We start from the raw sequence: 16114 nt of genomic DNA, 5'->3' as shown, positions 1-16114 counted from the left end.
ATGGCCGGCATGATCGATCATCCGGCCTCGCCTGGCCTGTGGACGCTGGCCTGGCGCCGCCTGCGGGGCGACCGCGTCGCCATGCTGTCGCTGGCCGTGGTGGCGCTGTTTTTGGCGCTGCTGGTGCTGTCGGCCTGTGGACTGGTCGCCGCTGACTGGGAAGACGAAGTGGCCGTCAGCTATGCGCCGCCATCTTTCATAGGCGCACCCGCCAGCGGTGCGCCATCGACCGTTGCGGCGCGCGCCGACAGCGCCAACCCCTTCGATCCGCTGGCCGACGACATCCGCGCCATCCAGGCGCAATTGGACAGGAATGCGCCGGTGGACATGTACGGCGTCGAAGATCCGCTGGCCGCCGACCTGAAGGCGCTGGGCGCCTCAAGCGCGGTGGCGGCGCTGGCCAAGCGCGAAACGCTGCCGTTCGGCGCCGACAAGTGGGGCCATGACGTCATCAAGAAAACCATCAAGGGCGGGCAAACGTCGATCGTGGTGGGGCTGGTAGCGGCGCTGCTGGCCGTTACGCTGGGCACCTTGTTCGGCGCCGTGGCGGGTTACTTTGGCGGTGTGGTGGATGATCTGTTCAACTGGTTCTACAGCATTTTCACGTCGATACCGTCGATCCTGATGATCCTCACGGTCGCCGCGGTGCTGCAGCAAAAGGGCGTGATGACGATTGTGCTCATTTTAGGCCTGACCGGCTGGACCGGCCCGTTCCGCCTTATCCGCGCAGAGTACATGAAGCACAAGGCGCGCGAATACGTGATGGCGGCCGACGCCATCGGCGCTTCGCACTGGCGCAAGATGTTCTCGCACATTTTCCCCAATGTCAGCCACGTGGCGCTGGTGCAGGTGTCGATCCTGGTGGTCGGCTTCATCAAGGCCGAGGTGATCTTGTCCTTCCTTGGCTTTGGCGTACCGGTGGGCGTGGTTTCGTGGGGCAGCATGCTCAATGAGGCGCAGAACGAACTGATACTTGGCAAATGGTGGCAGCTGACGGCTGCCGCACTGGCGATGGCGGTGCTGGTGACAGCCTTTTCGCTGCTCACCGATGCGCTGCGCGACGCGCTCGACCCCAAGCTGAAATAAGGATTGACCATGCTGCTCCAGGTACGCAATCTGCGTGTGAACTTCAGGATCGACAAGCACGTAACCTTCGAGGCGCTCAAGGGCATCTCGTTCGACATTCCGGCCAACGCCACGGTGGCGCTGGTGGGCGAATCGGGCAGTGGAAAGTCGGTCAGCTCGCTGGCGGTCATGGGCCTGCTGCCAGCTGAAAATACGGTCATCGATGCCGCCGGCAGCATTGTGTTCGACGGTCGCGAGTTGCTCGGCATGGCGGCGACCGAGCGGCGCGCGGTCTGCGGCAAGGAGATCGCGATGATCTTCCAGGAACCCATGTCGTCGTTAAATCCGGTCTTCACGGTGGGTTACCAAATAGCCGAAGTGCTGCGCCAGCACATGGGCATGAATGCGAAGCAGGCGCGCGCGCGCGCGTTGGCGCTGCTCGACGAAGTGGGCATTCCCGACCCCGCGCGCAAGATCGACGCGTATCCGAGCCAGATGTCGGGCGGCCAGCAGCAGCGCGTGATGATCGCCATGGCCATTGCATGCGAGCCAAAGCTGTTGATCGCGGACGAACCGACCACCGCCCTCGACGTCACGATTCAAAAACAGATCCTGGACTTGATCGCGGCGCTGCAAAAGAAGCACCAGATGTCGGTGCTGTTCATCACCCATGATCTGGCGCTGGTGGGCGACATTGCCGAACACGTGATCGTGATGCGGCATGGCGAAGTGCGCGAGCAGGGCAGCGCGCGCCAGGTGCTCGAGCACCCGGCAGACGACTACACGCGCGCACTGCTGCATTGCCGACCGCGCCTGGACCAGCGGCCCATGCGCCTTCCCGTGATTGACGACTTCATGCAGGGCCGCGCGCAAGTGAATGAGCAGCGCGAGCGCGGTTATGACGCGGATGACGCGCCGCTGCTGGTCGTGAACAATTTGAGTAAGAGCTTTTTTGTGCGCGAGGGCTTGTTCGGCAAGCGCGAGTTCAAGGCAGTGAAGGACGTGTCGTTCACGCTGCCGCGAGGGAAAACGCTGGGTGTGGTCGGCGAGTCGGGCTCGGGCAAGACGACGGTGGGCTTGACGCTGCTGCGGCTGCACCAGGCAACGGGCGGCACGGCCATGTTCAATGGGCGCGACCTGATCGCAATGAAGGATCGCGAATACCTGCCCTACAAGCGGCGCATCCAGATCATTTTCCAGAATCCCTATGCGTCCTTGAATCCGCGCTTTACGGTCGGCCAGATATTGATGGAGCCGATGCGCATTCACAGCATTGGCGCCAATGACCGCGAACGCAGCGCGATGGCCATGGAGCTGCTGGAAAAGGTGGGCTTGCCGGCGCAGGCTTTTCATCGGTATCCGCACGAGTTTTCGGGCGGTCAGCGCCAGCGCATTGCCATTGCGCGTTGCCTGACGATGAAGCCCGAGATCTTGGTGTGCGACGAATCGGTGTCGGCGCTGGACGTGTCGGTGCAGGCGCAGGTGCTCAACCTGCTGCAGGATTTGCAGGATGAATATGCGATGAGCTACATCTTCATTTCGCATGACCTCGCTGTGGTGAAGTACATGGCTGATGAGGTGATGGTGATGCATCAGGGGAGCGTGGTGGAAATGGCGGGGTCGGACGAGTTGTACCGCAATCCGCAGCATCCCTATACGCGCACGCTGCTGGCGGCGATTCCCGGCAGCGGGCGCGGTTGAAGTAGCGATGAACTACTTGCAGAGCGGCAGGGCGGAATAACGGTATTGGATTGCCACCGGGGCGAAGAGTGGGACCCTGAACGCGTCGCAGGTGACTTGACCAAATGTGCATGCGTTTGCTTGCGGGCGTCGGGTGATCGATGATGTCGGCAACGCGACCGCGTACAATGGACCGAGGCGGTCTTAGCCGCCTATTAACCTTTACTCGATGGAGCTATAGCGATGACTCTTGTGCACTCCTGCACGGAATGTGGCGGTAACGAGCATTTTTCGAAAGAAGTGAGTCCGGGGGACGAGTTACTGCCGGTGGGAAGTCTGCATGGCGCCAAGTATCGCGTTGTTGTTTGTGGAGCTTGCGGACTCACTCGGTGGTTTGTCGCGGAGCGTTTCCTGGCACTGGTGAGAGAAAAATTCGAAACGGAATAGCAGTCTATGCGGGTGCGAAAACAGGCATGTGGGAATTCGATTTTTTGGGATAGGTCGCCCTTTTGACGGGTGCACATTCCTTAGCACTTGCAAAAATGAGGCAGGCGTGGAAATTGAGGGCCGTTGGGCGGATGCAATCTGCCAAGTGCACGTGCGAACGTGACGCTTGCCCTTGGCGGATTGCATCCGCCCTACGAGGTTTATCTCAGCAACATGGCAAAGCCGGGGTCAGACCACTTCTGGTCCGAAGCAGGCGTGCATCTGACGACGAGATGTGTCCGGGCGAGTTTGCGCCCCAATGCCCCCGGATACCCGACGGCGATGCCCGGTCGTAGCCAAACCGCGTATTGGGCTAAGATGACTGGATGCCCAATTTAATCGAACTACTCGAACTGTACGGTGTGTTCATTGTCTTCGCGATCGTCCTGGTCGAGCAGGGCGGGTTGCCGATCCCGGCGTTTCCCATCCTGGTCGTGTCCGGCGCGCTGGCGGCCAACGGCGGCATCAGCTGGCCGGCGTGCATCGTCGTGGCCATGGCGGCCTGCCTGCTGGCCGACCTGTTCTGGTTCAGGGCGGGGCGCTACTACGGCGTGGGCGTGCTGCGCCTGCTGTGCAAGATATCGCTGTCGCCCGATTCCTGTGTCAGCCAGACCGAAGGCAAGTTCGCGCGTTTCGGCGCCAAGTCGCTCATCGTCTCCAAGTTCATTCCCGGCTTTAATATCGTCGCCTCCCCCATGTCCGGCGCGCTCGGCGTTTCCACGCCGCGCTTCATCGCTTTCAGCATGGCCGGCAGCCTGCTGTGGAGCGGTAGCGGCGTTGCCCTGGGCGCCTATTTCCACAAAAGCGTAGACCAGCTCTTGAACACCATGAGCGCGATGGGATCGACCGCGCTCTTCGTCGTATTGACGCTGCTGGGCCTGTTCGTACTGTATAAATTCGTGGAGCGGCGCAGGTTTCAGCGCGACCAGTCCATTGCACGCATCAGCATTGCCGAGCTGGCCAGCCTGATCGACGACGGCCACCAGCCATTGATCGTCGACGCGCGCAGCAATATCGCGCAGCAGCTTGAAGCGCCCATTCCCGGCGCCGTCATGTTCGACGCCTGCGACGCGGCCGGGTTCATGGTCGGGCTCGACAAGGACCGCCATATCATTGTTTATTGCAGCTGCCCCAACGACTTCACGGCGGCCCAGGTGGCCAGGCAATTCTTGTCGAATGGATTTCACCGAACGCGCCCGCTCAAGGGTGGGCTTGACGCATGGAATGCGCACCGGTCCTAGCGTTGGTGCGCGACGTAGCAAGACTACTAAAATAAATACGGAAAAATTGAAATCTGGTTTTGACTTGTTCGTTTTTGTACCTAAACTACAAAGAATGCTTGCGCCGGATGACACTAATCCTTTAAGCTTTGATGGTTACCAGAAAAATAGCCATCATGACTGTACAGCCTGCCAATGTGACGACGCCCGATTCCTCCGCCTTTTATGCGGATGGCCCACGGCTGCTCGCCGATATCGGCGGCACCAATGCACGTTTTGCCTTGGAAAGGGCGCCTGGCGATACCGGCCACATCGAGGTGCTGTCGTGCGCCGCCTATCCAACGCTGGCCCACGCGCTGCAAGCTTACCTGGCGGTGCCGGCCGTAGCCGCTGCCTTGACCACACCCTTGCGCCACGCGGCGCTGGCGATCGCCAATCCGATCACGGGCGACCTGGTGCGCATGACCAACCATCACTGGGAGTTTTCAATCGAGGCCCTGCGCCTCGAATGCGGTTTCCAGACGCTGGTCGTAGCCAATGATTTCACCGCGCTCGCGCGCGCCTTGCCGCACTTGTCCGCAGACCAAAAGATGCAGATCGGCGGCGGCGCGCCGGTGCCCAATACGCCGCTTGGCCTGGTTGGTGCTGGCACGGGCTTGGGTGTTTCCGGTCTGATTCCCTGCAAGTCGAGCTGGACTGCGCTGCTGAGCGAAGGCGGGCATGTGACGTTTTCGCCCGCCAATCCAACCGAGATCGCCGTGCTGGAATTTGCCTGGCGCGAATTCGACCATGTGTCGGCCGAGCGCTTCCTGTCGGGCGATGGCATCGAACTCATGCACCGGGCGCTGACGAGCCACAAGGGTTTGTCGACGCCGAGCCTGGATGCGCCGGAAATTTCGCGCCGGGCGCTGGCCGGGGAATGCACGCTGTGCGAGCAAGTCATCGATATGTTTTGCGGCATGCTCGGCACCGTCGCCGGCAACCTGGCCATTACGCTGGGCGCACAGGGCGGTATCTATATCGGTGGCGGCATCGTGCCGCGCCTGGGCGACATGTTCGCGCGCTCCTCGTTTCGCTACCGCTTTGAGCAAAAGGGCCGTTTCGTGCACTACCTGGCGCAGGTGCCTACCTTCGTCATCACAGCCCAATACCCGGCGTTTTTGGGTGTATCGGCCATCCTCGCCGAAAAACTGGCAGACTAAGCTTACCGCCCCTGGCGCCGCGGTTTGTCCCTTGCGCGGTTTTATCAGGTACAATGGCCGAAGTTTGGAGTGAACGTGTTTGTCCGTTCGTTTCCGGCGCACCCGGATTTTCTACTGCCCCGCGCCGCAACGAATTAACGTTTCGCTTTAAAATCAACAGTTTAGGTTGGCTGGCATTGCCAGCTGCCATGTGGACGGGTTCGGATCCCGCCACCGGTAACACTCCCGCCCCGCGCACTTCTCCCGGGCGACGGATTCCAGTTTCAACGTTTTTTTTCCGGCAGCAGGCGTCACGTGATGACGGTCGCTGCCATTCGTTGATTGGTTTTTACTTGTAAGTTCCGCACACGACATCGTTTATGAATACTGATGAGGCCAAGCGAGTCCTCGAAACCGCTTTGCTCTGTGCGCGTGAGCCGATGTCCATTCACGGCATGAAAAAACTGTTTGTCGACATCGACGACAACGGCCGACCGATGGGCATTGGCGTCGGTGGCGACACGATCAAGATCATGCTGGAACAATTGCGGCATGACTGGAAGGACCGCGGCATTGAAATCGTCAGCCTGGCCACCGGTTGGCGCTTCCAGAGTCGCCCGGAAATGAAGCAGTATCTTGACCGGCTGACCCCGGAAAAGCCGCAAAAATATTCGCGGGCCACGCTTGAAACGCTTGCCATCATCGCGTATCGGCAGCCGGTCACGCGCGGTGATATCGAGGAAATTCGCGGTGTGGCGGTCAATTCGCAGACCATCAAGATGCTTGAAGACCGCGGCTGGATCGACGTGATCGGTCACCGCGAAGTGATCGGACGCCCGGCCTTGCTGGGCACCACCAAGCAGTTTCTCGATGACCTGGGTTTGAATACGCTGTCCCAGTTGCCGCCTTTGCAGCAAATCAGCGGGATGCAAAGCGGCCTCGAAATGGAAGCACTTGAGGCGGCACTGCAAGAAAATTTTGACAAGGCAGCAGCCACAAGCGCTGCCAAAGACGATGGTGCGGGAATCGGTGAGGCGGCGCAGGAAATTGCACCGTTCATTCCAGAGTCCGGCTCCGATACTTCAGAAGTTGAAGTGCTTATTCACGACCCTGCGCCAGAAATAACGGTTGACGCTGCGCCAGGTCAGCACAACCCAGAAACGAACGATGACAACTAAACCGACAGAGACAAACGCCGCCGACATGCCCGCCGTTGCCGCCATTGACGCCATTGATACTGCAGCGGCCAAGCCGAAGCGGCGCACCAAGGCCCAGATTGAAGCGGACGCTGCAGCCGGCATCGATGCACCGAAGCCCAAGCGCGCCGCCAAGAAGATTGCTGAAGAAGGCGAAGCCGACGCGCCCGTCAAGGCCGCACCCAAGCCGCGCGCTAAAAAAGTCGTCGCTGCTGACGATGCCGGCGCCGTGCGGGTTGCCGCTGAAACTGCTGAAGCTGCCCCGGCAGAACGCAAGGCGCGAGCGCCAAAAGCTGCCGTTGCCGAGCAAGCCGCTTCCGCGCTCCAGGCCGACGCTGTCGAAGGCGGCGGCGAGCCGCGCCAGGAGCGTGGTCCTCGCACCCCGCGCGGCCCGCGCCAGATGCGCGAACTGCGCGGCGTGCGCGAAGCGCGCAAGCAGATGGAGCGCCCGGAAGGCGCCGAGCCGGTCGTGGCGCTTGAAGGCGCCGAGCCTGCGGTGCGTCCCGAGCGCGGTCCGCGTCCTGAGCGCACGGCCGAACAGCGCAACCGTCCTAAAAAGAACAAGAAGGGCAATCCCGGTCTGCAGCACCACAAAAAGGGCGAGCGCGGCGTGTACGATGCCGACGCCGCTTTCTCGTACGTCACCTCGGACGCGTTCGACGCCAACGACGGCGGCCGCGGCCAGCCGCAAAAGCCGGCCAAGCGCGATCTGACGTCCGACGACGACGCGCCCAAGCTGCACAAGGTGCTGGCCGAAGCCGGTCTTGGTTCGCGCCGCGACATGGAAGATCTGATCGTTGCCGGACGCGTGTCCGTCAATGGCGAGCCGGCCCACATCGGCCAGCGCATCTTGCCGTCGGACGCGGTGCGCATCAACGGCAAGCTGATTCACCGAAAAGTCACGAGCAAGCCGCCGCGCGTTCTGGTGTACCACAAGCCGGCCGGCGAGATCGTCAGCCATGACGATCCGGAAGGGCGTCCGTCGGTATTCGACCGCTTGCCGACCATGAAGGCTGGCAAGTGGCTGGCCGTCGGCCGCCTCGACTTCAACACCGAAGGCTTGTTGCTGTTTACGACCTCGGGCGACCTGGCCAACCGGTTGATGCACCCGCGCTACAACATCGACCGTGAATACGCGGTGCGGACGCTGGGCGAACTCGAAGAAGGCATGCGCCAGAAACTGCTGGCCGGCGTCGAGCTTGACGATGGTATGGCGAACTTTACCAAGATCGCCGATGGCGGCGGCGAAGGCATCAACAAGTGGTACCGCGTGGTGATCGGCGAAGGCCGTAACCGCGAAGTGCGCCGCATGTTCGAGGCGATCGGCCTGACCGTTTCGCGCCTGATTCGTACGCGGTATGGCGCCATGACGCTGCCAAGCGGTCTCAAGCGCGGCCGCTGGGAAGAGATGGAAGAAAACACCGTGCGCGATCTGCTCTCCGCGTTCGGCGTCGAGAAAAAAGGCGTGGGTCCGCAAGATACGCGCGGACCAAAAGGGCGCAGTGGCGAGGTGCGCGGCGAAGCGAAGCCGCGCGATGATGAAGATTCACGCAATAACGGCAACCGCATCGACCGGGTTGACGCCAACCGCAATGCCGATCCGTTCGGCCCGCCGAAGTCGCGCGGCCAGGGTGGCCGTCCCGGTGGACGTCCACAGGGCATGGGCGGGCAGCCGCGCAGTGGCGGTCCGTTCGAGGGCAATGGCCCGGCGCGCGGACAGCCGCGCAGTGGTGGTCCGTTCGAGGGCAATGGTCCGGCGCGCGGACAGCCGCGCAGTGGTGGTCCGTTCGAAGGCAGCGGTCCGGCGCGCGGGCAGGGCGGCCAAGGCCGTCCGCCAGGTGCGCGATCGCAGGGTGACGGACAGCCGCGCACCGGCCGTCCGGGTGGCGGCGGGGCCGGCAGCAAGAGTGCCGATGGCGCGCCACGCGGTCCACGCCAGCCGGACCCGCTGCAGACGACGTTCGGGTTTGGCAATGCGGGTGGCGGGAGTCGCCGGCCGCAGGGTCCGCAAGGGCCGCGCGGAGCGGATCATGGTTTGCCGCGCCGGGGCCGCCGGGGTTGATTATTTGAGCTGAGTATTGCGGGGCGAACACGGCTTGCGAGTCGCCGCACCGCCCCTTTTGCGAGGGCGATATGCGAAACGATACAGCGTCCCCGCGAAGGCGGGGGCACATTGAGCGGTTGCCAAGCTCAATCGTTCTATGGGTCCCCGCGTGCGCGAGGACGATGTTGGTGAGTGTTCCACAACGCGAATATCGCGTTTGTTGGAGTAGCCAAAGCGGCTCCCGACGGGCTGCATAACCCTACTGTGCGAGGGCGATGCGTCAAAAGTTACATTCTCCTCGCGTAGGTCAGGACCCTTGGAGTCGGTCTTCGCAGCAATACTTTGTACGCGATAAGTGTTGTTTGCCTGTCCATTACGTGCATGCCGATTGCGGCAAGCACTCTAACAGGTTATAATCTGCAGCCTAATAAAAGTTATGCGCAGCCAAGTCTGCAAGTGCTTTCATCTGGTAGAGATATAAGAAGATGGGCAGATGCCCATTTTTTTTTTGGTGAATCGTTTTTGGAGAATGTGTTTGCAGCAGTTTGACTTAATCGCCAAGACAGTCAGTGGCCTGGGCTACGAGCTCGTTGATGTAGAACGGGGCGAGCGCGGGATCCTGCGCGTATACATCGATTTCACGGCTGCCGACGCGCTCGAAAAAGGCCTCATCACGGTCGAAGACTGCGCAACCGTCAGTCACCAGTTGTCGCACGTGCTGACGGTAGAGAACGTCGCCTACGAGCGCCTGGAAATTTCGTCGCCGGGGCTGGATCGCCCGGTGCGCACGATGTCCGATTTTGAGCGCTTCGAGGGCCATGAGGTCACCATCAAGCTCAAGACCGCGATGCCCGGTGCTGCGAACCGCAAAACCTTCACGGGCATGTTGCAAGCCCCGCAAGGCGACAAACTCGCAATCGAATTTGAAAGTAAGGAAGGTCCGGCGCTGTTGGAGTTTACGCTCGCCGACCTGGACAAGGCACGCTTGGTGCCGCAAGTGGATTTTAAGGGACGCAAAGCATGAGCCGCGAAGTTTTATTATTGGTTGACGCGCTGGCGCGCGAAAAAAATGTCGATAAAGATGTCGTCTTCGGGGCGCTCGAATTCGCTCTGGCGCAAGCCACGAAGAAGCGCTATGAAGGCGAGGTCGACATTCGCGTCTCCATCGACCGCGAGTCGGGCGAGTTCGAGTCCTTCCGCCGCTGGCACGTTGTCCCTGATGAAGCGGGCCTGCAGTTGCCTGACCAGGAAATCCTCCATTTCGAAGCCAAGGAAAACATCCCTGACATCGAGGTGGACGAGTACATTGAAGAGCCGATCGAGTCTGTCGAGTTTGGCCGCCGCTTTGCGCAAGACACCAAGCAGGTTGTCCTGCAGCGCGTGCGTGACGCCGAGCGTGAACAAATCCTGGTCGACTTCCTCGAGCGCGGCGACTCTTTAGTTACCGGCACCATCAAGCGCATGGAACGCGGCGACGCGATTGTTGAATCGGGCAAGATCGAAGCGCGCCTTCCGCGCGACCAGATGATCCCGAAAGAAAACTTGCGCATCGGCGACCGGGTCCGCGCTTATATCTTGCGCATCGACCGCAACATGCGTGGCCCGCAAGTGATCCTGTCGCGCACCGCGCCGGAATTCATCATGAAGCTGTTCGAACTGGAAGTTCCAGAAATCGAGCAAGGCCTGCTGGAGATCAAGTCGGCGGCCCGTGATGCTGGCGTTCGCGCAAAAATCGCTGTCTATACAGCGGACAAGCGCATCGACCCGATCGGCACCTGCGTCGGCATGCGCGGTTCGCGCGTGCAAGCCGTCACCGGCGAACTGGGCGGCGAGCGCGTCGACATCGTATTGTGGTCGGACGACCCGGCGCAATTCGTAATTGGCGCCCTGGCCCCGGCCAACGTGTCGTCGATCATGGTCGATGAAGAAAAGCATGCGATGGACGTCGTCGTCGATGATGAAAACCTGGCGATCGCCATCGGCCGTTCGGGCCAGAACGTGCGCCTGGCTGCTGAATTGACGGGCTGGAAAATCAACATCATGACGGCCGAAGAATCGGAAAACAAATCGGCGCAGGAAACTGCAGCGGTGCGTGCCCTGTTCATGGAAAAGCTGGACGTCGACCAGGAAGTAGCTGACATCCTGGTAGAAGAAGGATTCGCAAGCCTGGAAGAAATCGCTTACGTGCCGATTTCGGAAATGCTCGACATCGAATCGTTCGACGAAGATACCGTCAACGAACTGCGCACCCGCGCCCGCGACGCCCTGGTGACCGAAGCAATCGCTTCGGAAGAAGGCCTCGAAGGCATGGACGAACAGTTGGTCAACCTGGAAGGCATGGACCGCACCACTGCGGGCAAGCTGGGCCTGGCCGGTATCAAGAACGTCGATGCTTTTTCCGCGCTGGCCTATGACGAATTCGGCGCCATTTTGGCCCTGTCGTCCGAGCGGGCACGTGATCTGATCAAAAATGAATTTAATGATGTGACCGACGACGAGATGAAGCTGGTCGACTCAAAGTATGACGACCGCGCCAAGGCGCTGCAGGCGAAAGCCTGGAGCCTCGCAGAATTGGCCAAGGCTTAATTTGAGTATCTTTATCATCTGTCTCGACACAAAGAAAAGAGGACTGAATGGCGAGTAACAACGTAGCCCAATTTGCCACCGAACTGAAGATGCCTGCAGATTTGCTGCTGACGCAGCTGCGTTCTGCCGGCGTCGAGAAAAGCTCGACGTCAGATCCATTGTCGAAAGATGATAAGGATAAGTTGTTGAATCACTTGCGCCGCACCCACGGTGTGGCGGGCGAAGGCGAGAAAAAGAAAATCACGCTGACGCGCAAGGAAACAACCGAGATCAAGCAGGCTGACGCCTCCGGCAAATCGCGTACCATCCAGGTCGCGGTCAAGAAAGTGCGCACCTTCGTGCAGCGCGATGAGCCTGTTGCGCCGGCGGCTCCCGCAGCACCGGCAGCACCTGTCATCGACGCTGCTGAAGTGGCGCGCCGTGAAGACGAAGCGCGCAAGCAAGCCGAACTGATTGTGCGCCAGGAAGCGGACCTGCGTGAAAAGCAGGAACGCCTGGCCAAGCTCGACGCCGAAAAAGAAGCGCAAGCCAAGCAGGCCGAGTCCGAAGCCAAGAAAGAAGCGGCTGACGAAGCCAAGCGCGCCGCCGCCGCAGCTGCCTCGGCAGCGACGGCCGGCGCTGGTGTTGCTGCCGCTGCCGCCGACGACGAGACCAAGAAAGCTGCTGCCGAAGAAGCCAAGAAAAAGGCAGCCGTGGCCGCCAAGGAAGCTGCCGACCGCGTGGAAGCGAATGACCGCGCCCGCAAGGCTGTCGCTGACGAAGTGGCCCAGATCAAGGCCATGATGAATGCGCCGCGGCGCGCGATCAAGGCTCCCGAGCCGGTTGCGCCGCCCGTTGCGGCCATCAAGCCGAAGGCCCCTGAAGGCACGCTGCACAAGCCGGCCGACAAAAAGCCTGGCGAAAAAGCTGCCGACAAGAAGCCATTGGGCGCCGACAAGAAGTCGATCAAGTCCGCCAATGTATCGTCCACCTGGTCCGACGACGCCAAAAAGCGCGGCGCACCGGGCGGCATCAAGCCACGTGGCGCCACCGGTTCGCCGGGCGGGCGCGATGGCTGGCGCGGTGGCGCCAAGGGTGGTCGCCGTCAGTCGCACAGCGACGACCGCGAAACCAATTTCCAGGCGCCGACCGAAGCGGTGGTCAAGGACGTTCACGTTCCTGAAACCATCACGGTTGCCGAACTGGCGCACAAGATGTCCGTCAAGGCATCCGAAGTGATCAAGCAGCTCATGAAGCTGGGCCAGATGTGCACCATTAACCAGGTGCTGGACCAGGAAACGGCCATGATTCTGGTCGAAGAAATGGGCCACAAGGCGTTTGCAGCCGAGCAGGACGATCCGGAAGCATTGCTGGCCGACCAGGGTGAGCACGCTCACTTCGAGTCCAAGCCGCGCGCACCGGTCGTTACCGTCATGGGTCACGTTGACCACGGTAAAACGTCGCTGCTCGATTACATTCGCCGCGCCAAGGTGGCGTCCGGCGAAGCTGGTGGCATTACGCAGCACATCGGCGCTTACCACGTCGAAACGCCGCGCGGCATCATCACCTTCCTCGATACGCCAGGCCACGAAGCATTTACCGCGATGCGTGCCCGGGGTGCGAAAGCAACCGACATCGTCATCCTGGTCGTTGCTGCCGACGATGGCGTGATGCCGCAGACGAAGGAAGCCATTGCTCACGCAAAAGCTGCCGGCGTACCGCTGGTCGTTGCGATCAACAAGATCGACAAACCAGGCGCCAGCCTCGACCGCGTCAAGCAGGAACTGATCGCCGAGCAGGTGGTGCCTGAAGAATACGGTGGCGAATCGCCATTCGTGCCAGTGTCGGCCAAAACCGGCGAGGGCATCGATGCCTTGCTCGAGCAAGTGTTGCTGCAAGCCGAAGTGCTGGAACTGAAAGCACCAATCGATGCGCCGGCCCGTGGCCTGGTGGTCGAAGGACGTCTCGACAAGGGCAAGGGCCCGGTCGCAACGATCCTGGTGCAGTCCGGTACGCTGCGCCGCGGCGACGTGATTCTTGCTGGTTCCTCGTTTGGCCGCGTGCGCGCCATGCTCGACGAAAACGGCAAGGCCATCACCGAAGCGGGTCCATCGATTCCAGTCGAGATCCAGGGCTTGACCGAAGTGCCGGTTGCCGGTGAAGAAGTCATGGTCATGGCTGACGAGCGCAAGGCGCGTGAAATCGGTCTGTTCCGTCAAGGTAAGTTCCGCGACGTCAAGCTGGCCAAGCAGCAAGCAGCCAAGCTCGAGAACATGTTCGACAATATGGGCGAAGGCGAAGTCAAGAACCTGCCGGTCATCATCAAGACCGACGTCCAGGGTTCGCAGGAAGCGCTGGTCGGTTCGCTGCAAAAGCTCTCGACCTCCGAAGTGCGGGTACAGGTTGTGCACGCGGCGGTGGGTGGCATTACCGAGTCCGACGTCAACCTGGCCGTTGCATCGAAGGCAGTCATCATCGGCTTTAACACCCGTGCTGACGCCCAGGCACGCAAGCTGGCCGAGTCGAACGGCGTGGACATCCGCTACTACAACATCATCTACGATGCGATCGACGAGATTCGCGCAGCGTTGTCCGGCATGCTGGCGCCTGAAAAGCGCGAGACCATTACCGGTGCGGTCGAGATTCGCCAGGTTATTCTGGTGTCGAAGGTCGGCGCGATTGCCGGTTGCCTGGTCACCGATGGTGTGGTCAAGCGTTCGTCGTCGGTACGCCTGCTGCGCAACAACATCGTGGTGTGGACTGGCGAGATCGATTCGCTCAAGCGCTTCAAGGACGACGCCAAAGATGTACGCGCCGGTCTCGAGTGCGGCCTGTCGCTCAAGAACTACAACGATATCGAAGTGGGCGATGTGCTCGAGGTATTCGAAGTTCAAGAGATCGCCCGTACGCTGTAAGCGTCAAGTTGCAGTAATCGTAGGGCGGAAAAGCGCAGCGCGTTCCGCCATGCTAGCGTCAACATGGCGCGAACATGGCGGAATGCGCGAACGCTTTTCCGCCCTACGTTTTTTATAGAGTAGGATTGAATTATTATGGCCAAACACAGCAAAACCATGCCCGCCCGCGGTCTCCGCGTGGCCGACCAGATCCAGCGCGACCTGGCCGAAATCGTCGCCTACGGCTTGAAAGATCCGCGCATCGGGATGATCACAATCACCGAAGTGCAGATCACGCCGGACTACGCGCACGCGAAAGTGTTTTTCACCATGCTCAAGGACGACAAGGAAACGATCAAAAACACGGTCGACGGCCTGGGCGCCGCTTCCGGTTTCATCCGCAACCAGCTGGGCAAGCGCCTGCACATCCACACGCTGCCGGCGCTGCATTTCGTGCATGACACGTCGACCGCGCGCGGCATGGAAATGTCGATGCTGATCGACCAGGCGAATGCGACCCGCGCAGCCGATGCGGAGCCGGATGTCAAGCCAGAAGGCGAGGCCGAGTAATTTCAGGATTCGCAAGGCTGGCATCGTAGCAAAATATACCCACATCGTCCTCGCGGACGCGGGGACCCATAGAACGGTCGGTCAGCGCCGATGTTTCATGGGTCCCCGCGTGCGCGAGGACGATGTGTTTGGCGCGCGTCATTCACTGTCGGTAGGAATACATGAAACAACACCACCCCAAAAAGATCCGCGACCTGGTCGATGGCGTCCTGCTGCTCGACAAGCCGGTCGGCCTGTCTTCGAATGACGCCCTGATCAAGGCCAAGCGCTTCCTGAACGCGAAAAAAGCGGGCCATACCGGCACGCTTGACCCGTTCGCGACCGGCCTTTTACCGTTGTGCTTTGGCGAAGCAACTAAATTCTCCCAAGACTTGCTGGAAGCCGACAAGACTTACCTCACCACGGTTCACCTGGGCATTACCACTAACACCGGCGACACCGAGGGCGACACCATCGCCACCCACGAGGTCAGCGTCACGCGCGAGCAGATCGACGCCGTGCTGGCCCAGTTCCGCGGCCCCATCATGCAGGTGCCGCCAATGTATTCCGCCCTCAAGCGCGACGGCAAGGCCTACTACGAATACGCGCGCGAGGGCATCACGCTCGAGCGCGAGGCGCGCCCGGTGACCATCCTCGCGCTCGAATTCGTCGACTACCAAGCGCCATTCCTGAAGCTGTCGGTCACCTGCAGCAAGGGCACCTACATCCGGGTGCTGGGCGAAGATATCGGCAACGCGCTCGGCTGCGGCGCCCATCTGAACGCGCTGCGCCGCACCCAGGTCGGCGCGCTGACCATGGACGGCATGGTCACGCTGGAGGACATTGGCGCCCATCGCGCGCCGCTTGAACTGCTCGCGCCCGTGGATGCCTTGCTGTCGTCGTTCCCCGCGCTCGCATTGACGCCGGAACTGGCGAAACGCTTCTTGCAGGGCCAGCGCCTGGCGCTGGGTAAGGAAGCGCTTACTTTGCCTGAGGGACTGGGCCGGATGCGGGTGTATCACGAAGGTCAATTGCTGGGAACGGGCATCATGCAGGAGTATTCCATCCTCGCCCCTGAACGCCTGATAGCTACTGCCCATGGCCCGGCCAAGCAACTTGAGTAGTGCGGGAGCAAACTGGTATCAGCGCTTGTGGGGGGAGGGAACGAAGCTTGCCCCGGTCATTGAGGCAGACTTCGCCTGTTTCGCCAAGCATCATCGCTTTCCACTCCACG

The 16114-nt window shown here is 61.0% G+C and carries 11 protein-coding genes; all 11 read left to right on the top strand.

The window, feature by feature from the left end:
* The 11 genes from ACP7D4_RS04845 (at position 1) to truB (ending at position 16004) form a co-directional block, all read left to right on the top strand.
* The gene (locus ACP7D4_RS04845) at positions 1-1086 is read left to right on the top strand and encodes an ABC transporter permease (protein ID WP_426207963.1); all 1086 of its coding nucleotides are present in this window, start codon (positions 1-3) and stop codon (positions 1084-1086) included.
* Positions 1087-1095: 9 nt separating this feature from the next.
* Entirely contained in the window at positions 1096-2766 is a 1671-nt protein-coding gene (locus tag ACP7D4_RS04840; RefSeq protein ID WP_426207962.1) for an ABC transporter ATP-binding protein, read from the top strand.
* Positions 2767-3557: 791 nt separating this feature from the next.
* Positions 3558-4472: a VTT domain-containing protein gene (locus tag ACP7D4_RS04835; RefSeq protein ID WP_426207961.1), complete on the top strand. Its 915-nt coding sequence runs from the start codon at positions 3558-3560 to the stop codon at positions 4470-4472.
* A 155-nt stretch (positions 4473-4627) separates the two neighbouring features.
* Entirely contained in the window at positions 4628-5653 is a 1026-nt protein-coding gene (locus ACP7D4_RS04830) for a glucokinase (RefSeq protein ID WP_426105558.1), read from the top strand.
* 359 nt (positions 5654-6012) lie between these two features.
* Entirely contained in the window at positions 6013-6810 is a 798-nt protein-coding gene (gene scpB, locus ACP7D4_RS04825; protein ID WP_426207960.1) for an SMC-Scp complex subunit ScpB, read from the top strand.
* Complete coding sequence (gene rluB, locus ACP7D4_RS04820; protein WP_426207959.1) at positions 6800-8890, top strand: 23S rRNA pseudouridine(2605) synthase RluB; 2091 nt, start codon at positions 6800-6802, stop codon at positions 8888-8890. The genes scpB and rluB overlap by 11 nt, the downstream gene beginning before the upstream one ends.
* Positions 8891-9401: 511 nt before the next feature.
* Positions 9402-9896, top strand: coding sequence for a ribosome maturation factor RimP (rimP, locus tag ACP7D4_RS04815; RefSeq protein WP_426105644.1), 495 nt, complete (start codon positions 9402-9404; stop codon positions 9894-9896).
* Positions 9893-11458 (top strand): transcription termination factor NusA, encoded by a 1566-nt coding sequence (nusA, locus tag ACP7D4_RS04810; RefSeq protein WP_426105554.1) that lies wholly within the window; start codon positions 9893-9895, stop codon positions 11456-11458. Before rimP ends, nusA begins: the two co-directional genes overlap by 4 nt.
* A 47-nt stretch (positions 11459-11505) precedes the next feature.
* Positions 11506-14352: a translation initiation factor IF-2 gene (gene infB, locus ACP7D4_RS04805; RefSeq protein ID WP_426207958.1), complete on the top strand. Its 2847-nt coding sequence runs from the start codon at positions 11506-11508 to the stop codon at positions 14350-14352.
* A 135-nt stretch (positions 14353-14487) separates the two neighbouring features.
* Positions 14488-14901 (top strand): 30S ribosome-binding factor RbfA, encoded by a 414-nt coding sequence (gene rbfA, locus ACP7D4_RS04800; protein WP_426105551.1) that lies wholly within the window; start codon positions 14488-14490, stop codon positions 14899-14901.
* A gap of 161 nt (positions 14902-15062) precedes the next feature.
* The gene (gene truB, locus ACP7D4_RS04795; RefSeq protein ID WP_426105549.1) at positions 15063-16004 is read left to right on the top strand and encodes a tRNA pseudouridine(55) synthase TruB; all 942 of its coding nucleotides are present in this window, start codon (positions 15063-15065) and stop codon (positions 16002-16004) included.
* Positions 16005-16114 lie beyond the last annotated feature (110 nt).

This window comes from Massilia sp. TWP1-3-3, assembly GCF_049897805.1.
Classification (GTDB): Bacteria; Pseudomonadota; Gammaproteobacteria; order Burkholderiales; family Burkholderiaceae_D; genus Telluria_A.
This window is presented reverse-complemented; position numbering and strand designations above follow the sequence as displayed.